Genomic DNA, 23,362 nt, shown 5'->3' with positions numbered 1-23,362 from the left:
CCCATGCAGGACACCACCGACGCGAAGCCGGGTCCGTTCTCGCGCTTCAACCTCTCGCGCTGGGCGCTGGACCACCCCGCCTTCACGCGCTACCTCATGATCGTGCTGATGCTCTTCGGCATCGCCGCGTACTTCCAGCTCGGGCAGGACGAGGACCCGCCCTTCACCTTCCGCGCCATGGTGGTGCGTGTGTTCTGGCCCGGCGCCACCGCGCCGCAGGTGGCCGAGCAGGTGGCCGACCGCATCGAGCGCACGCTGCAGGAGGTCCCCTACGCCGACAAGATCCGCAGCTACACCAAGCCCGGCGAGGCGCTGATCATCTTCCAGCTCGCCGATTCCTCGCCGCCGGGCGAGGTGCAGGACATCTGGTACACGGTGCGCAAGAAGGTGGGCGACATGCGCGGCGAACTGCCGCAGGGCGTGATCGGCCCTTTCTTCAACGACGAGTTCGGTGACGTCTATGGCGTCATCTATGCCCTGCAGGGCGAGGGCTTTTCCGACGCCGAGCGCAAGGACGTGGCCGAGGCCGTGCGCCAGCAACTGCTGCGCGTGAACGACGTCGCCAAGGTCGAGCTCTTTGGCGTGCAGGACCAGAAGATCTACGTGGAGGTCTCTCAGAAGCGCCTGGCCACGCTGGGCCTGGACCTCAACGCCGTGCTCGACCAGCTGGGCCAGCAGAACGCCGTGGCCTCGGCCGGCGCGGTGCAGACGCCGCTGGACGTGGTGCAGGTGCGCGTGGACGGCAGCTTCAACTCGGTGGACGACCTGCGCGCCATGCCCATCCGCTCGGCCGCGAGCGGGCGCACCATCCGCCTCGGCGACATCGCCGACATCGTGCGCGGCACCATCGACCCGCCCGAGATCCTGGTGCGCCACGACGCGCAGGACAGCATCGCGCTGGGCATCTCCATGGCCAAGGGCGGCGACATCATCGCGCTCGGCGAGGCCTTGAAGGTGTCGGTAGCGGGCATCGAACGCACGCTGCCCGCGGGCATGAAGCTCGTGCAGGTGCAGGACCAGCCCTCCGCCGTGGCCGCCTCGGTGAACGAGTTCGTCAAGGTGCTGATCGAGGCCGTGGTGATCGTGCTGGCGGTGAGCTTCCTGGCCCTGGGCCTGCACCGGCGCCCTGGTGGCAAGGGCCTGCGCCGCTATGTGCTGGACATCCGCCCCGGTCTGGTGGTGTTCATCACCATCCCGCTGGTGCTGGCCATCACCTTCCTGGCGATGAACTACTACGGCATCGGCCTGCACAAGATCTCGCTGGGCTCGCTCATCATCGCCCTGGGCCTGCTGGTGGACGACGCCATCATCGCCGTCGAGATGATGGTGAGAAAGCTGGAGGAGGGCTATGACATGGTGCGCGCGGCGACCTTCACCTGGGACGCCACCGCCATGCCCATGCTCACGGGCACGCTCATCACGGCCGCAGGCTTCCTGCCCATCGGCCTGGCCAACTCCACCACCGGCGAATACACCTTCGCCATCTTCGCCGTCACGGTCATCGCGCTGCTCATCTCCTGGGTGGTGGCGGTGATGTTCGTGCCCTACCTGGGCGTGAAGCTGCTGAAGATCAAACCGAAGGTGGAAGGCGAACCGCACGAGGTCTTCGACGGCCCTTTCTACGTGCGCTTTCGCCGCGCGGTGGACTGGTGCGTGGAGCACCGCTGGCTCACCATCGGCGCCACCATCCTCACCTTCGTGCTGGGCCTGGCCGGCATGGGCCAGGTGCAGCAGCAGTTCTTCCCCGATTCGAGCCGGCCCGAGATCCTGGTCGACATCTGGCTGCCCGAAGGCAGCAGCATCCGCGCCATGGACGAGGTGGCCGGCCGCGTCGAGCAGCGCTTCATGAAGGAGCCCGGCGTCAAGGGCGTGACCACCTGGGTGGGCTCGGGCGTGCCGCGCTTCTACCTGCCGCTCGATCAGATCTTTCCGCAGAGCAACGTGGCGCAGTTCATCGTGCTGCCCACCAGCGTGAAGGAGCGCGAGCGCATCCGCAAGGCGCTGCCCGCCGTGCTGGCCACCGAATTCCCCGAGGTACGCGGCCGCGTGAAGCTGCTGCCCAATGGGCCGCCGGTGCCGTATCCGGTGCAGTTCCGCGTGGTGGGCGACGACCCGGTGGTGCTGCGCGGCCTGGCCGACGAGGTCAAGCGCACCATGGCGAAGAACCCCAACGCGCGCGGCGTGAACGACAACTGGAACGAAGCCGTCAAGCAGATCCGTCTGGAGGTGGACCAGGCCAAGGCGCGCGCGCTGGGCGTCACCAGCGCCAGCATCGCGCAGGCCGCGCGCACCATCCTCGTGGGCACCACGGTGGGCCAGTACCGCGAGGGCGACGAGCTCATCGACATCGTGCTGCGCCAGCCGCTGGACGAGCGCGACGCCATCACCGACCTGGCCAACGCCTACCTGCCCACCGCCAGCGGCCAGGCCATTCCCCTGCTGCAGGTGGTGCGCGTGCACTTCGGCTGGGAGCCCGGCGTGATGTGGCGCGAGAACCGCGAGTACGCCATCACCGTGCAGAGCGACGTGGTGGAGGGCCTGCAGGGCGCCACCGTCACCGCGCAACTGCAGCCGCAGCTCAACGACATCCAGCGCCGCTGGCTGAGCGAGGGCCTCACCGGCTACCGCATCGAGGTGGCCGGCGCGGTGGAGGAGAGCAGCAAGGGATCGGCCTCCATCGCGGTGGGCGTGCCGCTGATGCTCTTCATCGTCTTCACGCTGCTCATGGTGCAGTTGCAGAGCTTCAGCCGCTCGATGCTGGTCTTCCTCACCGGCCCCATGGGCATGGCCGGCGTGGCCGGCGCGCTGCTGCTGCTCAACCGGCCCTTCGGCTTCGTCGCGCTGCTGGGCGTCATCGCGCTCATGGGCATGATCCAGCGCAACTCGGTCATCCTCATCGACCAGATCGAGCAGGACCGTGCGCGCGGCGTGCCGGCCTGGACCGCCATCGTGGAGGCCGCCGTGCGCCGCATGCGGCCCATCGTGCTGACGGCCGCGGCGGCGGTGCTGGCCATGATCCCGCTGTCGCGCAGCGTGTTCTGGGGCCCGATGGCCGTGGCCATCATGGGCGGCCTGATCGTGGCGACGGTGCTGACGCTGCTGGCGTTGCCGGCGATGTACGCGGCGTGGTTCCGGGTGAAGCGGCCGCAGGCTTGAGCTGAGGTGAAATGAAGGTGCTCAGGCGGCCAATCTTTGCAGCAGCGCCTCTTGCGCCACCGTGTTGATGCTCTTGCCCTCGGCCTGCGCCACTATCGCCAGGCGTTCGTGCAGTTCGGCCGGGATGCGCAGGTTGAACCGGCCCGAGTAGCTGCGACGGGGCTCGATGCCTTTCTCTCGGCAGACTTCAAGGAACACCGCCAGCGATTTGCGGAACTCCGCTCGCAGTTCCTTCGGGTTGCGGCCGTAAAAATCGGCGCCGCCGTTGAGCCCGAGGATCTCGCCGCGAAACTGGTCGGTCTCGGCGTCGTATTCGATGCGGGCCTGATAGCCATCAACGGTCATGACGTTCATGGTTTCACTCCGTGTTGTTCCAGCCAGCGCCTGATACTGGCCAACGCTCCCTTGTCTGTGTGCGGCGAAGGATGGGGTCGATGAAACACCTTGACCTCGCCGAAGAGCACCACGGCCACCCGGCTACCTTCCCTTTCCGAGATGTCGGCACCCAGTGCTCGAAACAGCGCCTCGATGTCGTTCCAGGCGAGGTTCGCGCTGACCGGATGAGCCCAGAGCTGCTCCAGCGTGCGTTCGTGGCTGCGCTTCACGTGAATTGAATGGTACCAAAAATTGGTACTTTATGCGCCGCGCAGACGCTGTACTCCGATGGGGTATCCGAAGCTGGCCGCGCTTGCCGCGAGGCCGTGCGGCGCGTGCCTGGCGATCGCGGGCTATTTCAGCCCGATCCGCGCGCGTTGCGGGTCCGCATCGAACACCAGGCTGGCGGGCCACTGAGGCCAGGCGGTGCCCAGGCCGGGGTGGTTCGGGTCGCCGTGGTGCGCGAAGGCGCCCAGCGACTTCATCATCGCTGCCGAGAGCGCCTCGCGCCCAGGCCGGTTGGCGCGGGTGAACGAGATGTTGGCGAACAGCGAGGGCCCGAAGTTGCCGAAGACGAAGGGCAGGTCGAAGGCGTGCGCGGCGCCGAACACCTGGTCGAACGGGGCGGGCAGTTCGTCCCAGTCGAAGCGGTAGTGCCAGACCTGGGGCTGCTGCGAGCGCAGGGCGTTGAGCACGTCGTCGCGGATGGCGCCGAACCAGATGCGGTCCAGCTCGCGGCTGCGCGCGTCGAAGCCGGTGCCAGGGGCGTCCGTGGGCAGCAGGCTCTTGGGAATCCAGTCCTCGATGCGGGTGGCGGGTGCCGCCTCGGGGTCGTACGTGTGGGCGATGCGAAAGACGGCCGCGTCGTCGAGCAGTCGACCGCTCACGCCACCGAGCGAGGGGCGGATGGCCAGCAAGGTGGGGAACAGCTTGGTTTCGTCGCGGGTGTTGCCCGCCAGCACGGGTCCCTTGACGTAACGCCCGGCGCGGATGGCCGCGATGGGATCGGGCGCCACGACGTGGCCATCGGGGATGGGGTTGGAGCCGGTCAGGCGCGCCGGCACCAGCCGGCTCTGCACCGTGGTCAGGAGTTCGTCTGCCGATCGCGCGCGCAGGTACTTCGCCAGATCCTCGGGCCGGCGTGAAGCCACCGCCGCCTTGGCCGCTGCCTCGTCTTTCGCGCTGCCGTCGGCGATCAGGGAATGCTCCAGCAGGCCCTGGCCGCGCTGGCGCCACACCGTGCGGGGCAGGATGCCCGGGATCGAGCCCGGGGGCAGCGTGGCGGCCGAGGAGATGCCACCGCTCAAGGCAATCACGCGGTGAAACAACTGGGGTTCGCGCCCGGCCAGCATGGGCGAGGCGAGCAGGGCGTAGACGTTCACCGCACCAGCGGACTCGCCCATCAGCGTCACACGGGCCGGATCGCCGCCGAAGCGCGCAATGTTCGATTGCACGTACCCCAGCGCCTTCACGATGTCGAGCAGGGCGAAGTTGCCCGAGTCCTCGTCGGGTTGACCGGTCTTGAGCGCGTCGAGGTCGAGGAAGCCGAAGATGCCCAGCCGGTACTGCACGGAGACCACCACCGCATCGGCCGTCCTGGCGAGTGCCGCACCGTCGTACACCGGGTCGGCCGCGTAGCCCGTGATGTTGCTGCCCCCATGCACCCACACGATCACGGGCCGTGGCCGGCTGGAGGCGGCCGCGGGTTGCCAGATGTTGAGGTAGAGGCAGTCTTCGGAGCCGAGCGTCTGGCCCAGGGTGCTGCCGATGGTGGCGTCGTAGCGGTTGTTCAGCCCCGGCCCGTAGAGGCGGCCCGACTGCGCGCAGGCGGGAGCGAATGCCGTTGCGGCGCGAACCGCGCGCCACGGGGCAGGGTCGGCTGGCGCCCGCCAGCGCCGCTCGCCCACCGGGGGCGCCGCGAAGGGAATGCCCTTCCACTGATAGGTGCCCGTGGTCCCCGAGTCGTCGACGCCGATCACCGGGCCATGGGTGGTGTGGCGCTGGGTGATGGGAGCGTCGCCATTCATGGCAGCGCAGCCGGCAAGACCGGCCAGCAGCAGGCACAGGGCGGACGTGCGCAGTGTCGACATGGGTGTCTCCTCGTTGTGAACATCCGCTGGCACCCGATCGCCGCGGGTGGCGGTGCGCGCACGATAGTGGGACTCACCCTATCGGACAATTTGCTTTTTTTGAGCAATCTATCGCTTTTGCCGATAAGTTGCACGCCCCACCCACAGGACGATCCTCATGACGATGCATGTCACGCTGCGCCAGTTGGGCGCCTTTCTGGCGGTGGTCGACGCGGGCAGTTTTTCCGAGGCGGCGAAGGCCATGAATCTGTCCCAGGCCGCGCTCAGCGGACTGATCCGCGAGCTGGAAGACCGCGTGGGCGTGCGCCTGTTGGACCGCAATACCCGCAGCGTCGCGCTCTCGAGCGTGGGGCAGTCGTTCGAGCCGATGTCGCGGCGCGTGCTTGCCACGCTGGACGAAGCCCTGGACAGCCTGTCGGACCTCAAGGAGTTGCGCCGAGGCGTGGTGCGGGTGGCGGCGCCCGAGCCCATCTCCTGCACGCTCATGCCGGACCTCATCGCCCGCTACCGCGCCGCCCAGCCCGGCATCGAGGTCCGGTTCGAGGACGTGCCCATCGAACAGGTGCTGGCGGCATTGCAGCAGGGCAGCGCCGATGTCGGCTTCGGACCCGCCGGCGTGCTGGAGGACGACCGCGTGCGTGAGCATCCCCTGTGGCCCGACCCGATGTGCGTGGCCCTGAACCCGGCCGATCCCTTGAGCCGCCAGGACGCGGTGAGCTGGAAGGACCTGCGCGACACGCCGCTCATCAACTACATGCCCAACTTCGCGACGCACGTGCTGAGCCATGTGCCGCCGCGCCACCACCCGCGCCGCATCCAGCCCGTTCACCGGGTCAACACCGCGCTGTCCATGCTCAGCGTGGGCGCCGGTGCGGTGGTCAGCCCCGCGCTGACCGAGCGCCTCGTGCACGGCTTCGGCCTGGTGTTCCGGCCCTTGAAGCAGCCGCAGGTGAGCTGGCGGGCCGCGGTGTTCGTGCGAGAACGGCCTTCCGTGTCCCCGGCCGTCGAGAGCTTCGTGCGGTTCGTCCTGGGCCACGCCAAGGCCTGGGCGGTGGCGAACCGGCGAAATGCTCCATAATGAGAATAAATCTCATTTGCGACAAACCCGGCTTACCCACACCCCGTGGCCACGCACTACTACGCCGAACTGCTGAACTACTTCTCGCGCGCCCTGCAGAGCCGGGACGCCGCGGCCGACGTGGTGCAGGAGAGTTACGCCCGCGTGCTGGGCATGCAGACGCACGCGTTGGTGCAGGACATGCGCGCGCTGCTGTACCGCACGGGCAAGAACATCGTGATCGACGAGGCGCGCCGCCGCCGGGTGGAGGCTGGCATGCTGGAGACGCTGGGCCTGCTGCAGCGCGAGGAGGCGCCGTCCGCCGACCGCGTGGTCAGTGCGCGCCAGCAGCTCGCGCGCCTGGCGCAACGGCTGGCCCGCCTGCCCGGCCGCCGCCGCGAGGCCTTCATCCTGGTGCGCGTCTACGGCTACTCGCACGCGCAGGCAGCCGAGCACCAGGGCGTGAGCGTCGAGGCGATCGAGAAGCATGTGGTGCGCGCCGTGTGCGATCTGATGGACCTGGCCAGCGCGCACGCCGCCTGAACCCGCCGAGACCATGCCGAGCGCACGCGCCCCAGCCACCGGCCCCATGCCCGCCTCGCCGCGCGCGCAGCTCGAGCACGCGCTGCTGCTGATCGCACGCATGAACGGCGGCGATCCGCGCACCGCCGACACCGCCCGCGAGGCCCTGGCCCGCTGGCGCGCCGCCCACCCGGACCACGAGATCGCCTATGGCGCCGCGCGCGCCGGCTGGGACGCGACCTGCGCCGACGCGCTGCGCGGCGACGTGCCGGTGCCGCCCACGCAGCAGCAGCGCCTGCGCACCGGCCGGCGCAAGGCGCTGTCGGTGCTGGGCCTGGGCGCGCTGCTCATGGGCACCGGCGCCCTGGCGCGCTGGCACTGGCGCCAGCCCCTGCACGAACTCGCGCTCGGCACCGGACGCGGGCAGGTCCGCACGGCCACGCTGCCCGATGGCAGCGGCCTGGCCGTGGACGCGCGCACGCGCCTGCGCATTGCCCTGTACCGCGACCGCCGCGAGGCCTGGCTGGACGAGGGTGAGGCGCGCTTCAGCGTGGCCAGCGACGCCAGCCGCCCCTTCGTGGTGGTGACGCCCTTCGGCCGCGTGCGTGTGCTGGGCACGGTGTTCACTGTCGAGGCCCGCCACGACCGCATGCGCGTGGCCGTCGCGCAAGGCCGGGTGGCGGTCTGGGCCGGTGCCTTGCCAGCGGGCGGCGTGCCCGCCACGCTCGGCGAGCCGGCGCAGACCGTGCTGGAGGCCGGCCAGGCCGTGTTCACGCAAGACGGCGCGCTGGCCCCGGTGCACGGCGTGCAGCCCGGCCAGGTGGGCGCCTGGCGCCAGGGCTGGCTGGTGTTCGACAACACGGCCCTGCCCGAGGCCGTGGCGCGCTGGAACGACTACCTGAACGCGCCGCTGCACCTGGCCGACGAGCCCGCGCTGCGCCGCCTGCGTCTCACGGGCAGCTTCCCGCTGCGCTCGCCCGGCGCCTTCGTCGAAGCCCTGCCGGGCATCCTGCCGGTGCGCACCGAGCGCGCGGCCGATGGCAGCGTGCGCATCCTCGCGCGCCGCTGAAAAAAATTTGTCCGGTGTTCGGCGCGTGCTGCGTCTTCACGGCAATCAAGCCGCTGAAAGGACGTTTCCCATGCCCCGTTCCCCCGCCGATTCGCTCGTCGCTTCGCCCCGCCGCCGCTGGCCCGCCACCGTGCTGGCCTGCGCCGCCGCGCTCGCCGCGCTGCAGGCCTCGCAGGCCTTCGCCCAAGGTGCCGCGTCGAGCGCCGCGCCCGGCGCGGCGCTGTCCCGGTCGCAAGCCTTCTCGCAAAGCGCGCAGCCCCTGGGCCAGGCGCTCAACGCGCTGGCGCGCCAGGCCGGCGTGGCCATTTCGGTGAACGCCGACCTGGTGGCCGGCAAGACGGCCCCCGCGCTCAGCGGCACCATGAGCCTGCGCGAGGCCCTGCAGCGCCTGCTGGCCGGCAGCGGCCTGGCGGCCAGCGAAGAGGGCGGTGGCGTGGTCCTGCGCGCCGCGCCGCCCGCGTCCGCTGCGCCAGCGGCCGATCGCACCCTGCGCGAGGTGAACGTGGTGGCCGAGCGCGACGCCCCCGGCACCTTCCGCCTGCGCGGCGAGCCCGGGCCGGTGGAGCCCGGCATCGTGACCGCGCGCACGCTGGAACGCACCGCCGCGAACGACCTGGAGGATGTGTTCGCCGGCCAGTCCGAAGTGGCCGTGGGCGGTGGTCACTCGGTGGCGCAGAAGATCTACCTGCGCGGCATCGAGGACACCCTGCTCAACGTCACCATCGACGGCGCCGGCCAGGCCGGGCAGGCCTTCCACCACACGGGGCGCGTGCAACTCGAACCCGAGCTCATCAAGCGCGTGGAGGTGCGCCCCGGCACGGGCGACGCCACCGCCGGCCCGGGCGCGTTGGGCGGTGTGGTGCGCTTCGTCACCAAGGACCCGGAAGACCTCTTGCGCGACGGCCAGCGCGTGGGCGCCATGCTCAAGGGCAGCTACTTCAGCAACGCCGACGGCTTCAAGTGGCACAGCAGTGTCTACGGCCGCCTCACCGACAACTGGTCGGCCCTGGCCGCGCTCACCAGCCAGGACCTGGACGACTACGAGGACGGCGCGGGCCGCCGCGTCGCCGCCACGGGTGCCGAGCAGCAACTGGGCTTCTTCAAGCTCGTGGGCAGGCTCACGCCCGACCACACCGTGCGCCTGAGCTACGACCGCCACGAGGACGAAGGCGAACGCTCGCAGCGCCCGCAGTGGGTGCCCAGCAGCTTCAACCGCGCCTACCCGCTGCAAACCGAGCGCACCACCTGGAACCTGGGCTACGCCTGGCGCCCGGCCAACCCGCTGATCGACCTGGCCTTCAACCTCTACCAGACCGACACCGACCTGGAGCAGAACGTCATCGGCCGCTGGGGCCGCTACCAGGGCAGCATCGCCTCCACCGGCGCCGACCTGCGCAACACCTTCCACCTGGAGCGCCACGAGATCACCGTGGGCCTGGACCACCGCGAGGACCGCAGCACCGCCGGCCCGGCGACCAACCCGCGCACCGAGAAGGAAGACGGCCAGGTGAGCGGCCTGTACGTGCAGGACCGCATCACGCTCACGCAGGCGCTCACGCTCGACCTGGGCGCGCGCCACGACCGCTACACGCTCAAGGACGCCAACGGCCTGTCGCTGGAGCACAGCGGCACCAGCCCCAACGCCAGCCTGCGCTACGCGCTCACGCCGCAACTGGCGCTGCTGGCCGGCCACTCGCGCGCGCTGCGCGGGCCCAAGATCCGCGACGCCTTCAAGCTCGAGACGATCACCAACGACCCGAACCTGCGCCCCGAACGCGCGCGCACCTCGGAAGTGGGCTTCGAGTACGGGCAGGGCGCCTGGCGCCTGAACGGCAAGATCTACGACACCACCATCCGCGACGTCATCGCCGACCCCATCGGCAACCCGGCGCGCTACCTCAACGTGGGCGAACTGCGCTCGCGCGGCGCGCTGCTGCAGACCACCTACGACTGGAAGGCCGTGCAACTGGGCGCCAGCCTGCACCACAACCGCGCCACGCTCAATGGCGAACGCCTCAACGTCTACGACCACAACGGCCTGGGCGCCAGCATGGGCAACACCCTCACCACCAGCGTGGACTGGCGCGTCAACCCGCGCCTGGACCTGGGCTGGGCCGGCCGCTTCGTGCAGACCATCGGCTCGCTCGACACGCCCGTGGGCCGCGTGCGCAAGCCGGGCTACGCGGTGCACGACGTCTACGCCACCTGGCGCCCCACGGGCAGCGAGCGCTTCACGCTCAACTTCGTCATCGCCAACCTGTTCGACAAGGACTACCTGGACCACGCCAGCAACGAGGACTTCCAGCACATCCCCGACTACGAAGGCATCGTCGGCTCGCGCGAGCCGGGGCGTGAGTTCCGCCTGACCGCCACGCTGCGCTTCTGATGCCCCAGCGCCTGCGCGCCGGCCTGGTGTGGCTGCACCGGTACGTGGGGCTGGTGATGGCGGCCTTCATCGTGCTGGCCGGCCTCACCGGCGCGGTGCTGGCCTGGTACCACGCCTTCGACGCGGCCATCAACCCGCAGTGGCTGCGCGTGCAGCCGCCGTCGCCGTCGGCGCACGCGCTGCCGGCGCTGCTGCTGCGCGAGCGCGTGCTCGAACGGCACCCTGGGGCCGAGGTCAACTTCGTGCCGCTCAGGCACACGCCGGGCGCGCCGGCCGTGTTCTTCATCGCCGGCCCGGAGGATCCGGTCACCGGCGAGCACCTGCCGATCGAGGAGGACGAGGTCTTCGTCAACCCGTACACCGGCGAGGTGCTGGGCGGGCGCCGCTGGGGCGACATCACGCAGGGCTGGAGCAACCTCATGCCCTTCATCTACCGCCTGCACTACGAGGTGGCGCTGGGCGCGGTGGGCACCACGGTCTTCGGCGTGATCGCGCTGCTGTGGACGCTGGACTGCTTCGTGGGCGCGGCGCTCACGCTGCCCCGCTCGCCAGCGCCGTCGTCGCCGGGCAAGGCCTCGTGGTGGCGGTGCTGGAGGCCGGCCTGGCGGCTGCGTTGGAACCATGGCCGCTACAAGCGCTGGTTCGACCTGCACCGCGCGGGCGGCCTGTGGCTGTGGGCCTGGATGTTCGTCTTCGCCTGGTCCAGCGTGGCCTTCAACCTCGGCAGCGTCTACTACCCGGCCATGCACGCCATCGCCGGCACGCAGGAGCGCCCCGCCGCGCCGGCCGTGAAGCCGGTGCCGCGCGACGAGCCCGCCATGGGCTGGGACGCCGGCCTGGCGCGCGGGCGCGAACTGATGGCATCGGTGGCGCGCGACAAGGGCTTCGTGGTGCTCAACGAGGAGCGCCTGTCCTACAGCCCGCACCGCGGCAGCTTCCACTATCGCGTGCGCAGCGACCGGGACATCCGCGACCGCCGAGGCATCACCACGCTGGACTTCGACGCCGCCACCGGCGCGCTGCTGGGCCACTACGTGCCCACCGGCGAATCGGGCGGCGACACCTTCACCACCTGGCTGCTGGCGCTGCACATGGCCGACGTCTGGGGGCAGCCGTTCAAGGTGCTCGTCTTCCTGCTGGGCCTGGCCAGCGCGGGGCTCAGCGGCACGGGCGTCTACATCTGGTGGAAGAAGCGGGCGGGGCGGCGGGCGGCGGCGGCGCGGCCCCGCGACTGATGAGCACAGGTCTTCGGCCTCAGCGCGCTGCGTCCGCACCCGCCCACACACCCGCGCGTGCACTCTCACGGCAGAAGTCCGCGAAGTCGCGCGGCGCGCGGCCCAGGGCCTGCTGCACGCCCTCGCTCAGGTGTTCGTTGGCAGGTCGGCCAGGCGCTGGCGCTGATGCACGCGCAGCCGGAAGCGGCCTGGAGCCTGGAGTCGCTCGCGCGCGAGGTGGGCATGTCGCGCTCGGCCTTCGCGGCGCGCTTCACCGCGCTGGTGGGCGAACCCGCGCTGCAGTACCTCACGCAATGGCGCCTGCAACTGGCGCGCGCCTGGCTGCAGGAAGGCCCGCAGCCGCTGGCGCAACTGGCCGGGCGCGTCGGGTATCAATCCGAGGCCGCGTTCTGCCGCGCGTTCAAGCGCCACTTTGGCGTGCCGCCGGGCAGCGCGCGCCGGGACGCGCCTGAGGGCCTGGCGCGTCCCGCCGGACAAAGGACTTGACGCTTCGCGAATAGAGCGGCAATACTTTCCGAATCAAGAAACTATTTGAGCCTTCCATGACCCGACCCACGCTCCACTACCACCCGCTGTCCTCGTACTGCCACAAGCTGCTGATCGCGCTCGACGAACTCGGCGTCGAGGTCGACAAGCAACTGTTGAACCTGGGGGGCCCGGCCGAGCGGGCGGCCTTCGTGGCGCAGTCCCCCATGGGCAAGATGCCGCTGCTGGTGGACGAGGGCCGGCCGGTGCTGGAGACCAGCATCATCATCGAGCACCTGCAGCGCTGCCATGCGCCTGCCGGTCGCGCCCTCATTCCCGCGGACCCCGAGCAGGCGCTCGAGGTGCGCCTGTGGGACCGCCTGTTCGATCTCTACGTGATGACGCCGATGCAGGCCCACACGGCCGACCTGCTGCGCCCGCCAGGCGAGCGCGACCCCGTGAACGTGGCCAAGGCGCGCGAGGGCCTGCTCACCGCCTACGCCATGATCGACCGCCACCTGGAGGGACGCACCTGGGCGGCCGGCGAGGCCTTCACCCTGGCCGACTGCGCGGCCGCGCCCTCGCTGTTCTATGCGGTGAGCTACGTGCCGCTGCCGGCCGGGCATGGGCGACTGGCCGCGTACTTCGAGCGCCTGATGGAGCGGCCCTCGGTGGCGCGCACGGTCGACCAGGCCAGGCCCTTCTTCCGCTTCTTCCCGGGGCGCGCCGGCCTGTCGCGCCGCTTCTACGTGCCGGAGGCAGGCTGAGATGCGCGCGCGCCTGGACGCCGAGCGGCTGGACCGCCTGTTCTTCGCGCTGTCCGACGCGCACCGGCGCGACATGTTGCAGCGGCTGGGGGCCGGCCCGGCCTCGGTGAGCGAACTCGCCGAGCCGCTGGGCCTGGCCCTGCCGTCGGCCGTCAAGCACCTGGCGGTGCTGGAGCAGGGCGGCTTCGTGGCCTCCACCAAAACCGGGCGCGTGCGCACCTACGAAGTCGACCCGGCCGCCTTCGACGCCATGCAGGCCTGGGTCCAACGGCACAAGGCGCTGCTGCAGGCCCAGTTCGACCGCCTGGACGCCTACCTCGTCCAACAGAAAGCCAAGGCCCGCCGATGACATTCCTTCCCAGCACCCACACCGACTTCGTCATCGAGCGCCGCTTCGCCGCCGCGCCCGACGCCGTCTTCCAGGCCTGGGCCGATCCGCAGGCGCGGCGCAACTGGTCCGATTGCCACAGCGAACAGGGCAGCGAAGCGCGCTTCGACTTCCGACCCATGGGGCGCGAAACCCATCGCGTGGTGCACCCCGACGGGCGCGCGCAGAGCATCGACCGCGTGTACTTCGACATCGTGGCCGACCGGCGCATCGTCTTCGGCTACGACATCCGGCTCGACGGCAGGCCGCTGTCGGTGTCGCTGGTGACGGTGGAATTCTTCGCGAGCGCGCGTGGCACGCGCATGGTCTACACGGAGCAATTGGCCTACCTGGACGGGCACGAAGACCGCGAACAGCGCATCCGGGGCACGCAGGAGGGGCTGGACCGCCTGGCACTGCTGCTGTCGCCGTCGGACGCGGCGTCCTGACCCAGCCCCTGCTGCGCCATCAGACCGAGCGGGTGCCGGCCTTGCGGATCTCCCGCGCAAACGCCTGCACCACCGGTGTGGCCGGCACCTCGCCGCGCCGCGTGAACAGGCCCAGTGGCGGCAGCGGGATCTCGGGCAGCACCGACAGGCGTTTCACGCCGCCGCGCGCCACCTCGTCGCGCGCGTGCTCGAAGCGCACCGCGCACAGCAGCGACCGGTCCAGCCGCAGCACGGCGCCGATGGTGATGGAGGAGATCGCCTCGATCACGGGCACTGGCGGGTCCAGGCCTTCGTTGAGGAAGGCGCCCATGAAGGCCTGGCGCACCAGGGTCTGGCGCGGCGGCGCCACCCAGGCGGCCTCGCGCAGGTCCGTCCAGCGCAGGCGGCGGCGGCGCACCAGCGGGTTGTCGCTGGCGGCCAGCACGCACAGCCGGTCCTCCAGCAGCGCCTCGGACTGCAGCAGGCTCAGCCGCTCGCTGGTGAGCGTCTCGGTGGTGAGGGCGCCGAACACGCAGTCCAGGTCGCCATCCAGCAGGCGCTGGATCAGCTCGTTCACGCGGCCCTCGTGGATATGAACCACCGCCCCGGGCAGGCGCTGGCGCAACTGCACCACCGCCGCCGGCACGACCGCCGTGACCGAGAAGGCGCCCACGCGCAGCACCGCGCTGGCGCCGCGGTGGATGGCTTGCACTTCGTCGCGCGCGTGCGCCAGCTCGCCCAGCGCCACGCGCGCGCGGTGCACGGCGGCCGCGCCGGCCGGGGTGGGCAGCACGCCCTGCGGGCTGCGCTCGAACAGGCGCGCGCCCAGCGCCTCCTCGGCCTCTGCCAGCATCTTGCTGATGGCAGGCTGGCTCAGGTGCAGGCGGCTGGCGGCGGCGCGCATGGTGCCCGCGTCGGCCAGGGCCAGCAGCAGCTCCAGGTGGCGCAGGCGCAGGCGGCGCACGAGGTGGTCGAAGCCCGGGCTCATGGTTCGGATCGCTCCAGAGGGGTGATCACCCAGTGTGATCACGGCATCAGCATTATTCAATTTTCAGGAATGCCGGGCTCACCTATCGTGCGGCCATACAGGAGACAAGACACGCATGACAACAGCCGGACCCCAACCCGGAACCGACACGCCGGTCGCGCCGCTGGCTGGCGTGCGCGTGGTGGACCTCGGCCAGTACATCGCCGGCCCCGGCGCCGCCATGGTGCTGGCCGAACTGGGCGCCAGCGTCACCAAGATCGAGCCGCTCGCGGGCGACCAGGCGCGCCACATCGGGCGCTACGGCGAATCCATGGTGCGGGCCTACAACCGGGGCAAGCGCTCCATCGCGCTCGACCTCAAGCGCGAGGCCGGCCGCGAGGCCGCGCTGCGGCTCATCGCCCGCGCCGACGTGGTGATCCAGAACCTGCGCCCCGGCGCCATCGACAAGCTGGGCCTGGGCGCGCGCGAACTGCGCGAGCGTTTTCCGCGCCTCATCTGTCTCGACATCTCGGGCTTCGGCCGCCGCGGCCCGTCCAGCGAACGGCCGGGTTACGACATCGCCGCGCAGGCCGAGAGCGGGCTCATGTCCGTCACCGGCGAGCCCGACCGGGCGCCGCAGAAGGTGGGCGTGCCCATCATCGACGCCGCCGCCGCGCACCTGGGCGCGCAGGCCGTGCTGGCCGCGCTGTACAGCCGCGAGAAATCGGGGCAGGGCGCCAGCATCGACACCTCGCTCTTCGACGTGGCCATGCACCTGCAGGCCGCCACCTGGGCCGACTACCTGGGCGGCGGACCCGAGCCCACGCGCATCGGCGACGGCCAGCCCCACAACGCGCCCGCCGCGGAGGTGGTGCCCACGCGCGACGGCCACATCGTGCTGTCGGCCTACGCCGAGGAACACTGGCAACGCTTTTGCCGCGTCATCGGGCGGGAGGACCTGGCCAGCGACCCGCGCTTCGCCAGCAATGAGCGCCGCGTGGCCCACCGCGCCGAGCTGCGCGCCGTGCTGCGCGAGTGCCTGTCCAGCCGCAGCAGCGAGGAGTGCGTGGCCTTGCTGTCGGGCCAGCAGATCGTGGCCGGCGCCGTGCGCGGCTACGCGCAGGTGCTCAACAGCCCCGACCTCGCGGCCAGCGGCCTGATCGTGGACGCCGTGGGCGCCGACGGCACGCGCTACCAGGCCCTGGGGCTGCCCTACCGCATCGACGACGCGCCGCGCACGGCGCCACCCGCCGCACCCGCCTGCGGCGCACACACCGACGCGCTGCTGGCCGAGGTGGGCTACGGCGCGCCCGACATCGCCGCGTTGCGGCGCGACGGCGTCATCGCCTGAACCCGACCCAATGACTTCAAGCATCGACACCCCCGTGAGTCCAGCGCTGACCGAGGCGCTCATCCAGACCCTGCCGCTGTTCGAGATGATGCGCATGCGCGCCGCCACCACCGCGCGCCGCCACCCCACGCTCGGCTACGCGAGCGAAGACCGCGCCTCGCCCATGCGCTGGGTCAACCAGTTCACGCACACGCACCGCAAGCTCGGCCCCGAGGACCGCGAGGTCGTGAGCCCCAACAACGACACCGTCTACAGCAACGCCTGGCTCGATCTCTCGCAAGGCCCCGTACTCATCGACACGCCCGACATGGGCGAGCGCTACTGGACCCTGGGCCTGCTGGACGCCTGGACCAACCCCTTCGCCTACGTGGGCCGCCGCAGCACCGGCAACCGCGCCCAGCGCACGCTGGTGCACGGCCCGCGCTGGCGCGGCGAGGTGCCGGCCGGCGTGTCGCAGGTCATCGCCGCGCCCGGCGATGACGTGTGGCTCATCGGCCGCCTGCTGGTGGACGACACGCCCGGCGACATCGAGACCGTGCGCGCGTTGCAGGCGCAACTGCGCATGACGCGCCTGGACGGCAGCGACGCCGCGCAGCGATTCGACACCCGCCTGGACGGCCGATCGACGGCCACGCCATCGGCCGCGCTGTACCTGGACACCGTGAGCGCGGCGCTGGAACGCAACCCGCCGCCCGAGGGCGAATCGCTGGACTGGCCGCCGCCCGCCGACGAGGTGGCGAGCGCGCTGCCGCGCGTCTTCGAGGGGCTGCGCGAGCGCGATCAGCCGCGCCAACTGGGCGGTGGCTGGTCCCTGCAGCTGGAGGTGCGCACGCACTGGGGCGAGGACGTGCTGACCCGCGCGCGCGTGGCGCGCAACTTCATCGGCGCGCTCGGCATCGACGAGGCCATGTACCCCACGGCCGAGGTCGACTCGCAGGGCCGCACGCTGAGCGGCGCGCACGCCTACGAGCTGCGCTTCGCGCCCGGCGCCGGGCCGAAGGTGGGCGCCTTCTGGTCGCTGACGATGTACCGCCGCAGCGACTGCCTCTTCGTCGCCAACCCCATCGGCCGCTACTCCATCGGCGATCGCACGCCCGGCCTGCGGCACGAAGCGGATGGCGGCCTCGCCATCCGCCTGCAGGCCCGCGACCCCGGCCCCGGCCACAACTGGCTGCCCGCGCCCGAGGGCGAGCCGTTCTACGTGGTGCTGCGGCTCTACCAGCCGCAGGCCGAGCACCTGGAGCACCGCTACGCCTACCCCGCGCTGACGCGGCTCGACTGAAGACCCCGACCCCCACACACAACAGGAGACACGCCATGAGCATCCACCGCCGCCACCTCATCGGTGCCAGCCTCGCCTCGCTGGGCCTGGCCCACGCGCCCGCGTTCGCGCAGACCTGGCCCGCCCGGCCCGTCCACCTCATCGCGCCCTACGGCGCGGGCGGCTCCAACGACATCTTCAGCCGCCTGCTCGGCGAGGCCCTGGCGCCGCGCCTGGGCCAGAGCGTGGTGATCGAGAACAAGGCCGGGGCGGGCACGCGCATTGCCAACGAGTACGTGGCGCGCGCCACGCCCGATGGCCACACCGTGCTGCACGCGGCGGCGCCCATCGCCATTGGAGAAGCGCTATACCCCAAGCTGCCCTACGCCGTGAAGAAGGACTTCGTGCCCGTGCTCAGCACGGCCATCGCGCCGCTGTTCCTCATCGTCAACGCCAGCGCGCCCTACAAGACCGTGGCCGAGTTCATCGCCTACGGCAAGTCCAACCCCAAGGGCCTGACCTTCGGCTCGCCCGGCTCGGGCTCGGCGCCGCACCTCACCGCCGAACTGCTGATGCGCGCGGCCGGTGCCGAGGGCGTGGTGATCCAGTTCCGCGGCGACGCGCCGGCCTACACCGAACTGCTCGGTGGCCGCATCGACGCGACCCTGACCGCCATCTCCACCGCGCTGCCGCACATCCAGAGCGGCAAGCTGCGCGTGCTGGCCGTGGCCAACGAAGACCGCACGCCGCTGTACCCGCAGGCGCCCACCTTCCGCGAGTCGGGCCTGCCCACGGTGGTGGGCTACGGCTGGTACGGCCTGATGGTGCCGGCCGGCACGCCGGCGGCCGTGGTGCAGCGGCTCAACGCCGAGACGAACGCGGTGCTGGGCGATGCGGAGGTGCGCAAGAAGGTGGAGGCCGTGGGCCTGCAGGTGCGCGGCGGCACCTCGGCCGAGTTCGCGGCCTTCATCGAGAGCGAAACGAAGAAGTGGTCGCAGGTGATCAAGGCGGCCAACATCACGCCGGAGTAAACCGGCACCCGACACAGACCGACACATCCGCGCCGGAACCCCGCCTCGCACGGGGGGCTCGTATCGGAATGTCGCGTCTGGTTCACCTCCCACGCATCGGCCGCACCCCACGGCCCGTGGAGCCCGCATGAACGGGCGCCGGCGCGGCCTGGTGTGGACGGGCGCCGGGGTGGTGGTACTGCTGGTGGGCCTCATGCTCGCCGAAATAAGCGGTTGGCCGTTCCTGCGCCAGCCCATTGAAGCGGCGGCCTCGCGCAATGCGGCGGTGCCGGTGCAGCTGCGAGGCCGTTTTCGCGCGCATCTGTTGTGGCGCCCACGGCTGGAAGTCGAGCACCTCAACATCGCCTCGGCCGAGCGCTTCGGCGCGCCGCATCTGCTGGACGCGCACGGCGTCTCGCTCGCCTGGCGCTGGGGCGACGTGTGGCGCTGGCAGCGTGGCGAACGCCTGCGGCTGCAGGCCCTGCGGGCGGACACGCTGGACGCGCGCTTGAGGCGGCTTGACGACGGCACGGCCAATTGGCAACTGGGCGCGCGCGAACCCCGACCCGAAGAGGCCGAGGCCGAGCCCCTGGGTGGCCTGCCGCGTTTCGGTTCGCTGGTCATCGGCCAGGGGCGGGTCGACTGGAAGGACCCGGTGGCCGACGTGGACGTGGACATCCGCCTGCGGGGCCGCGAGGGCGAGGCCGAAGCCGCCACGAGCGCCGGCTACGAAGCCACGGCCAACGGCCGCTACCGCGCCATGCCCTTGAAGCTGCAGGTGCGCGCGGGCAGCACCTTGCCCCTGCTGCAAGACCCGGACACCGCCACCGACGCGCCCTGGGTGCCCGTGCGCGTGGAAGGCGCGGTGGCCACGTCGCGCCTGCTGTTCGACGGCCAGGCCGCCGCCTTGCTGGGTACGCCCCGGCTGCAGGGCGCGCTGGAACTGCAGGGCCGTTCGCTCGCGGCGGTTGGCCGGCCGCTCGGCATCACGCTGCCGCAGACGCCGCCCTTCGATCTGCGCGGCACCCTGTCGCAGGACGCGGGCGTGTGGCGCCTGCAGGCCACGCGCGCCAACGTCGGCACCAGCCGACTGAGCGGCGACCTGCGCTTCCATTCGCTGGAGCGACCGCGCCGCCTGAGCGGCGAGTTGACGGGGAAGAAACTCGCCTTCGCGGACCTGGGGCCCGCCATCGGCGCGAGCGGTGATGGGGCAACTGACGCACCAGGCAAAGCAACGGGCAAAGCAACAGGCAACGCGAAGGCCGGGGCGAAGGACGAGGCCGCGCAACCCGCGTCCGCCAGGCCGCGCCGCGTGCTGCCCCAGCGCCGCTTCGACCTGCCGTCCCTCGCCGCGATGGACGCCGACGTGCGCGTCGCCATCAACGAGGTCGATTTCGGCACCCCGGCCATGACACCTCTGAGCGGCCTGCTGACCCGCGTTCGCCTGAGCGCCGGCGTGCTGCGCCTGGATGAGTTGGAAGCCAAGGTGGCCGGTGGCCGCATCAAGGGCATGACCCAGCTCGACGCCAACGCGCGGCCCGCGAAATGGGAAGCGACGCTCGACATCGCCGGGGTGGACGTGGCGAACTGGGTGCGCGGCCTGCGGCGCGAACAGGCCTCGCCCTACCTCACCGGCGTGCTGCACGCCCGGCTGGACGTGCGCGGCGCGGGCAGCTCCACGGCGCAGATCCTGGGCTCGCTCGACGGGCCCATCGACCTGCGGCTGCGCGACGGCACCTTGTCCTACCTCATCACCGAGGCCATGGGCCTGGACCTGGCGCAGGCGCTGGGTGTGGTGATCACCGGCGACAAGCCCTTGCCGCTGCGCTGCGCGCGCTTTGACCTGCTCGCGCGGAACGGCGTCGTCGAGCCGCGGCTCGCGGTGCTCGACAACCGCGACAGCACCGTGCGCATCAACGGTCAGGTCAATCTGAACGACGAATCCCTGGCCCTGCGCCTCGTCACGCAGCCCAAGGACTGGTCGCCCCTGTCGCTGCGAACACCCGTCACCGTCACCGGCACGCTGGGCGATCCGGACGTCGGCATCGAAGGCCGCAAGCTCGCGGGGCGCGTCATCGGCGCCATCGCGCTGGGCGCGGCGGCGGGGCCGGCCGCGGCGGTGATTCCGCTGGTGGAGCGTGGGCAGAAGGAAGAGGGCGACCCGTGCGATGCGAAGGCGGCGGCGCCGCTTGAGAAAAAGCGCTGATCCGGCTCACCAGCGCCGCACGGCGGCCACCAGGTAGTCCATCACGGCCTGCACGCGGGCCGGCAGCCGGCGGCGCGGCGCATGCACCACGTGCGCCGATTGGGCCGGCCCTGTCCACTGGGGCAACAGGCGCACCAGGGTTCCCTGGCGCAAGGCCTCGTCCACCATCCAGCAGGGCTGCAGTGAAATGCCCGCGCCCGATTGCACGGCGTCGAGCAGCGCAATCGCGCTGTTGACCCGGTAGCGGGTGGCGAGCTCCAGCGCGGCGCTCTCGCTGCCGCTGCGCAGGTGCAGCACCTCGTCGCTCGCGGCGTAGCGCAGGTACTCGTGTGCGGCCAGGTCGCCCGGCCGCTGCGGCCGGCCCTTGCGGCGCACGTAGTCGGGCGATGCCACCAGGTAGCGCGGCCAGACCGCCAGTGGGCGCGCGACGAGATCGGCAGGCAGCACGCCGCCGATGCGGATCGTCAGGTCGATGCGTTCCTCGACCGGGTCGACGAAGCGGTCCTCCAGCAACAGCTCCACCTCCAGCTGCGGCAGTGTCGACAGCATCTCGAGCACCAGCGCGCTCAGGCGCAATTCCCCCAGCGCCACCGGCGCCGACAGGCGCACCAGCCCTCGCGGCTCGCGCACCCCGCTGGCCACGTCGGCCGCGGCATCCTCGTAGTCCTCCAGCAGCCGCTTGGCGTGCACGAGCAGGCGTGCGCCTTCCTCCGTCGGCAGGACGCGCTGGCTGCTGCGTTCCAGCAGCCGCGCACCCAACTCCCGCTCCAGCCACGCCACCTGCTTGCTGAGGGTGGGTTGTGTGGTCCCCATCTCGCGCGCCGCGGCCGAGAGGCTGCCGAGTTCGACGGCGCGCACGAACGCGCCCATGGCCTTGAGCCTGTCCATCGAGTCATTCCATTTCAGAAGAGGTGATCTTCCATTTTCTTCGCTTCTCATCTCAATGGGAATGCCGGAAATTCACCGCACTTCCCCATCCACACGGATTTCCCATGAGACACCCCTTCGCACGCCTCGGCCTGGCGCTGCTTCTCGCAGGCGCCACCGCCCTGTCGTCCGCCCGCCCACCGTCGACCGGTTCCGCAGCGCCAACGCCAACTCAGTGGGCCACGAGCTGGATCGCGCCAGCCCAGCCGCTGTGGGACAGCGGGTTCGCGCTGCCCCTGGGCATGCCACAGCCCTTGCAAGACGTGACCGTGCGTCAGCACCTGCGCGTCAGCGTCGGCGGCGAACGCCTTCGCCTCGTGGTCAGCAACGAATACGGGCGCTCGCCCTTGAGGGTGGCGAGCGCGCATGTCGCATTCGACGCATCGGGCGCAGCGGGTGCATCGGTCGCGGGCGCATACGCCAGCTTCCAGGGGTCGAAGCAGATCACCGTCGCCGCGGGCGCGAAGGCGCTCAGCGATCCGATCCCCGTGGCCGTGCCGGCGGGCGCGCGCCTTCGGGTGGACCTTTACCTGCCCGATCGCACGCCGATCGCGGGCTTCCACTGGGACGCGCGCGATCAGACGCAGCTGCTGCCGGGCAACGTCGCGGGGCGTGCGGCCGCGCAGGGCGGCGAGAAGCTGGCGACGCGCGCCTTCCTCTCCGCCGTGCTGGTCGAATCCGCGCGCGCACCGGTGGCGGTGGTCGCGCTGGGCGACTCCATCACCGATGGCAACGGGTCCACGCCGGGAGCGGACCACCGCTGGCCCGACTTTCTGGCGCGCCGCCTTGCTCCGCGGGGCGTTGCGGTGCTGAACGCAGGCATTTCAGGCAATCGCCTGCTGAGCCCGGGCATGGGCGAGAGCGCCCTGGCGAGACTGGAGCGCGACGCGCTGCAGCACCCCGGCGTGCGCGCGGTCATCGTGCTGCTCGGCACGAACGACATCGGCTGGCCGGGGGCTGCCTTCGCGCCCAACGAGGCGCTCCCGCCCTTGTCCAGCCTCACCGATGGCCTGCGTCAGCTCATCGAGCAAGCGCGTGTGCGGGGTGTGCGGGTGATCGGCGGGACCCTCATGCCCTTCGAGGACGCGCTCAAGGACACGCCGCTGGAAGGCCACTACAGCCCCCAGAAGGAGGCGCTGCGCCAGCGGCTCAACGAATGGATCCGCCACGCCGGCGCGTTCGATGCCGTGGTCGATTTCGATCGGCTCGCGCGTGACCCGTCCCGTCCCACCCGCCTGCGCGCGGCCTTCGATTCCGGCGATCACCTGCATCCCGGCGACAGCGGGTACCGGGCCATGGCGGACAGCATCGACCTGCGTGTGTTGCTGGGCCCCGACCATGAATGAGCCCCTGATCGATCGCGTCCCCACCACCCCCATCGGAAGCACCCGCATGAACGTACTTGTCATCAATGCCAGCCCGCGCCGCGAGCGGTCCCTGTCGCGCCGGCTGGCCAGTGAATTCCTCGCGCGCTGGCGGGCCCTGCGCATGCCGGCCGCGCTCAAGCCTGGTTCGACCAGGTGATCCGCATCAACCGCACGTTCCACTTCGATCGCACGGAAAAGACCTGGCCGCTGTCGCCGAGCACCTGGAGCCGCACGTGCGCACCTGCGCGCACTACCTCGGTGTCGCGGCGCACGACCTGCACCACGTGGCCATCGAGTACCAGGAGTTCGCTGACGACCGACACCGCGATTCATTGCGGGATGCGCTAGCGTCCGCG

General features: G+C 71.1%; 21 protein-coding genes. 16 read left to right on the top strand and 5 right to left on the bottom strand.

Annotated features, from left to right (window positions below; all coding sequences use genetic code 11):
* The first annotated feature begins 3 nt into the window (after positions 1-3).
* Positions 4-3,156, top strand: a complete 3,153-nt coding sequence (locus VLG41_RS13250) for an efflux RND transporter permease subunit (protein ID WP_325349875.1) — start codon at positions 4-6, stop codon at positions 3,154-3,156.
* Between the two features lie 21 nt (positions 3,157-3,177).
* Here VLG41_RS13250 and VLG41_RS13245 read toward each other — a convergent pair whose 3' ends face one another.
* The 3 genes from VLG41_RS13245 to VLG41_RS13235 all read right to left on the bottom strand — a co-directional run bounded on the left by VLG41_RS13245 (position 3,178) and on the right by VLG41_RS13235 (position 5,621).
* Positions 3,178-3,510: a type II toxin-antitoxin system HicB family antitoxin gene (locus VLG41_RS13245; protein ID WP_325349874.1), complete on the bottom strand. Its 333-nt coding sequence runs from the start codon at positions 3,508-3,510 to the stop codon at positions 3,178-3,180.
* On the bottom strand, positions 3,507-3,761 hold the full coding sequence (locus VLG41_RS13240; protein WP_325349873.1) for a type II toxin-antitoxin system HicA family toxin: 255 nt from the start codon (positions 3,759-3,761) through the stop codon (positions 3,507-3,509). The genes VLG41_RS13245 and VLG41_RS13240 overlap by 4 nt, the downstream gene beginning before the upstream one ends.
* Positions 3,762-3,884: 123 nt before the next feature.
* Positions 3,885-5,621 carry a carboxylesterase/lipase family protein gene (locus VLG41_RS13235; RefSeq protein ID WP_325349872.1) on the bottom strand — a complete coding sequence of 579 codons (1,737 nt, stop codon included), beginning with the start codon at positions 5,619-5,621 and terminating at the stop codon, positions 3,885-3,887.
* Positions 5,622-5,778: 157 nt separating this feature from the next.
* On the opposite strand from VLG41_RS13235, the gene VLG41_RS13230 reads away from it, so the two are divergent.
* From VLG41_RS13230 to VLG41_RS13190, 9 genes are all read left to right on the top strand, one after another.
* Positions 5,779-6,699, top strand: coding sequence for a LysR family transcriptional regulator (locus tag VLG41_RS13230; RefSeq protein ID WP_325349871.1), 921 nt, complete (start codon positions 5,779-5,781; stop codon positions 6,697-6,699).
* A 45-nt stretch (positions 6,700-6,744) separates the two neighbouring features.
* On the top strand, positions 6,745-7,221 hold the full coding sequence (locus tag VLG41_RS13225; protein ID WP_325349870.1) for a sigma-70 family RNA polymerase sigma factor: 477 nt from the start codon (positions 6,745-6,747) through the stop codon (positions 7,219-7,221).
* A gap of 13 nt (positions 7,222-7,234) precedes the next feature.
* Positions 7,235-8,269, top strand: coding sequence for a FecR family protein (locus VLG41_RS13220; RefSeq protein ID WP_325349869.1), 1,035 nt, complete (start codon positions 7,235-7,237; stop codon positions 8,267-8,269).
* Positions 8,270-8,339: 70 nt separating this feature from the next.
* On the top strand, positions 8,340-10,655 hold the full coding sequence (locus tag VLG41_RS13215) for a TonB-dependent receptor (protein ID WP_325349868.1): 2,316 nt from the start codon (positions 8,340-8,342) through the stop codon (positions 10,653-10,655).
* Positions 10,655-11,890, top strand: a complete 1,236-nt coding sequence (locus VLG41_RS13210; RefSeq protein ID WP_325349867.1) for a PepSY-associated TM helix domain-containing protein — start codon at positions 10,655-10,657, stop codon at positions 11,888-11,890. The genes VLG41_RS13215 and VLG41_RS13210 overlap by 1 nt, the downstream gene beginning before the upstream one ends.
* 165 nt (positions 11,891-12,055) lie before the next feature.
* Entirely contained in the window at positions 12,056-12,376 is a 321-nt protein-coding gene (locus tag VLG41_RS13205) for a helix-turn-helix transcriptional regulator (RefSeq protein ID WP_325349866.1), read from the top strand.
* A gap of 56 nt (positions 12,377-12,432) precedes the next feature.
* Positions 12,433-13,122: a glutathione S-transferase family protein gene (locus tag VLG41_RS13200; protein ID WP_325349865.1), complete on the top strand. Its 690-nt coding sequence runs from the start codon at positions 12,433-12,435 to the stop codon at positions 13,120-13,122.
* 1 nt (position 13,123) lies between these two features.
* Positions 13,124-13,471: a metalloregulator ArsR/SmtB family transcription factor gene (locus tag VLG41_RS13195; RefSeq protein WP_325349864.1), complete on the top strand. Its 348-nt coding sequence runs from the start codon at positions 13,124-13,126 to the stop codon at positions 13,469-13,471.
* Positions 13,468-13,938 carry an SRPBCC family protein gene (locus VLG41_RS13190; protein WP_325349863.1) on the top strand — a complete coding sequence of 157 codons (471 nt, stop codon included), beginning with the start codon at positions 13,468-13,470 and terminating at the stop codon, positions 13,936-13,938. The genes VLG41_RS13195 and VLG41_RS13190 overlap by 4 nt, the downstream gene beginning before the upstream one ends.
* A gap of 19 nt (positions 13,939-13,957) precedes the next feature.
* On the opposite strand, the gene VLG41_RS13185 is transcribed toward VLG41_RS13190, so the two are convergent.
* Positions 13,958-14,905, bottom strand: coding sequence for a LysR family transcriptional regulator (locus VLG41_RS13185; protein ID WP_325349862.1), 948 nt, complete (start codon positions 14,903-14,905; stop codon positions 13,958-13,960).
* A gap of 115 nt (positions 14,906-15,020) precedes the next feature.
* On the opposite strand from VLG41_RS13185, the gene VLG41_RS13180 reads away from it, so the two are divergent.
* The 4 genes from VLG41_RS13180 to VLG41_RS13165 all read left to right on the top strand — a co-directional run bounded on the left by VLG41_RS13180 (position 15,021) and on the right by VLG41_RS13165 (position 20,712).
* Positions 15,021-16,235: a CoA transferase gene (locus VLG41_RS13180; RefSeq protein ID WP_325349861.1), complete on the top strand. Its 1,215-nt coding sequence runs from the start codon at positions 15,021-15,023 to the stop codon at positions 16,233-16,235.
* A gap of 10 nt (positions 16,236-16,245) precedes the next feature.
* Positions 16,246-17,517 (top strand): DUF1254 domain-containing protein, encoded by a 1,272-nt coding sequence (locus VLG41_RS13175; protein WP_325349860.1) that lies wholly within the window; start codon positions 16,246-16,248, stop codon positions 17,515-17,517.
* Positions 17,518-17,552: 35 nt separating this feature from the next.
* Positions 17,553-18,527 carry a tripartite tricarboxylate transporter substrate binding protein gene (locus VLG41_RS13170; protein WP_325349859.1) on the top strand — a complete coding sequence of 325 codons (975 nt, stop codon included), beginning with the start codon at positions 17,553-17,555 and terminating at the stop codon, positions 18,525-18,527.
* A gap of 127 nt (positions 18,528-18,654) precedes the next feature.
* Entirely contained in the window at positions 18,655-20,712 is a 2,058-nt protein-coding gene (locus tag VLG41_RS13165; protein ID WP_325349858.1) for an AsmA family protein, read from the top strand.
* Between the two features lie 6 nt (positions 20,713-20,718).
* Here VLG41_RS13165 and VLG41_RS13160 read toward each other — a convergent pair whose 3' ends face one another.
* Positions 20,719-21,600, bottom strand: coding sequence for a LysR family transcriptional regulator (locus VLG41_RS13160; RefSeq protein WP_325349857.1), 882 nt, complete (start codon positions 21,598-21,600; stop codon positions 20,719-20,721).
* Between the two features lie 104 nt (positions 21,601-21,704).
* Between VLG41_RS13160 and VLG41_RS13155 the strand changes: the two genes are divergently transcribed.
* Positions 21,705-22,985, top strand: a complete 1,281-nt coding sequence (locus VLG41_RS13155) for an SGNH/GDSL hydrolase family protein (protein ID WP_325349856.1) — start codon at positions 21,705-21,707, stop codon at positions 22,983-22,985.
* Between the two features lie 46 nt (positions 22,986-23,031).
* Positions 23,032-23,163, top strand: coding sequence for an NAD(P)H-dependent oxidoreductase (locus VLG41_RS13150; protein WP_325349855.1), 132 nt, complete (start codon positions 23,032-23,034; stop codon positions 23,161-23,163).
* The last annotated feature ends 199 nt before the right edge of the window (positions 23,164-23,362 follow it).

Source organism: Hydrogenophaga sp. (assembly GCF_035481345.1).
GTDB lineage: Bacteria > Pseudomonadota > Gammaproteobacteria > Burkholderiales > Burkholderiaceae_C > Hydrogenophaga.
Note: the sequence above shows the minus strand (reverse complement) of the source record. Positions and strands in the feature narration are given on the sequence as shown.

Bases quoted from the DNA above. Each gene is read 5' to 3' on its own strand.
- VLG41_RS13180 (WP_325349861.1), top strand. From the start codon at position 15,021: ATGACAACAGCCGGACCCCAACCCGGAACCGACACGCCGGTCGCGCCG.
- VLG41_RS13175 (WP_325349860.1), top strand. From the start codon at position 16,246: ATGACTTCAAGCATCGACACCCCCGTGAGTCCAGCGCTGACCGAGGCG.
- VLG41_RS13245 (WP_325349874.1), bottom strand. From the start codon at position 3,510: ATGAACGTCATGACCGTTGATGGCTATCAGGCCCGCATCGAATACGAC.
- VLG41_RS13185 (WP_325349862.1), bottom strand. From the start codon at position 14,905: ATGAGCCCGGGCTTCGACCACCTCGTGCGCCGCCTGCGCCTGCGCCAC.
- VLG41_RS13210 (WP_325349867.1), top strand. From the start codon at position 10,655: ATGCCCCAGCGCCTGCGCGCCGGCCTGGTGTGGCTGCACCGGTACGTG.
- VLG41_RS13235 (WP_325349872.1), bottom strand. From the start codon at position 5,621: ATGTCGACACTGCGCACGTCCGCCCTGTGCCTGCTGCTGGCCGGTCTT.
- VLG41_RS13160 (WP_325349857.1), bottom strand. From the start codon at position 21,600: ATGGACAGGCTCAAGGCCATGGGCGCGTTCGTGCGCGCCGTCGAACTC.
- VLG41_RS13195 (WP_325349864.1), top strand. From the start codon at position 13,124: ATGCGCGCGCGCCTGGACGCCGAGCGGCTGGACCGCCTGTTCTTCGCG.
- VLG41_RS13150 (WP_325349855.1), top strand. From the start codon at position 23,032: ATGAACGTACTTGTCATCAATGCCAGCCCGCGCCGCGAGCGGTCCCTG.
- VLG41_RS13170 (WP_325349859.1), top strand. From the start codon at position 17,553: ATGAGCATCCACCGCCGCCACCTCATCGGTGCCAGCCTCGCCTCGCTG.
- VLG41_RS13155 (WP_325349856.1), top strand. From the start codon at position 21,705: ATGAGACACCCCTTCGCACGCCTCGGCCTGGCGCTGCTTCTCGCAGGC.
- VLG41_RS13205 (WP_325349866.1), top strand. From the start codon at position 12,056: ATGCACGCGCAGCCGGAAGCGGCCTGGAGCCTGGAGTCGCTCGCGCGC.
- VLG41_RS13230 (WP_325349871.1), top strand. From the start codon at position 5,779: ATGACGATGCATGTCACGCTGCGCCAGTTGGGCGCCTTTCTGGCGGTG.
- VLG41_RS13165 (WP_325349858.1), top strand. From the start codon at position 18,655: ATGAACGGGCGCCGGCGCGGCCTGGTGTGGACGGGCGCCGGGGTGGTG.
- VLG41_RS13250 (WP_325349875.1), top strand. From the start codon at position 4: ATGCAGGACACCACCGACGCGAAGCCGGGTCCGTTCTCGCGCTTCAAC.
- VLG41_RS13220 (WP_325349869.1), top strand. From the start codon at position 7,235: ATGCCGAGCGCACGCGCCCCAGCCACCGGCCCCATGCCCGCCTCGCCG.
- VLG41_RS13200 (WP_325349865.1), top strand. From the start codon at position 12,433: ATGACCCGACCCACGCTCCACTACCACCCGCTGTCCTCGTACTGCCAC.
- VLG41_RS13215 (WP_325349868.1), top strand. From the start codon at position 8,340: ATGCCCCGTTCCCCCGCCGATTCGCTCGTCGCTTCGCCCCGCCGCCGC.
- VLG41_RS13190 (WP_325349863.1), top strand. From the start codon at position 13,468: ATGACATTCCTTCCCAGCACCCACACCGACTTCGTCATCGAGCGCCGC.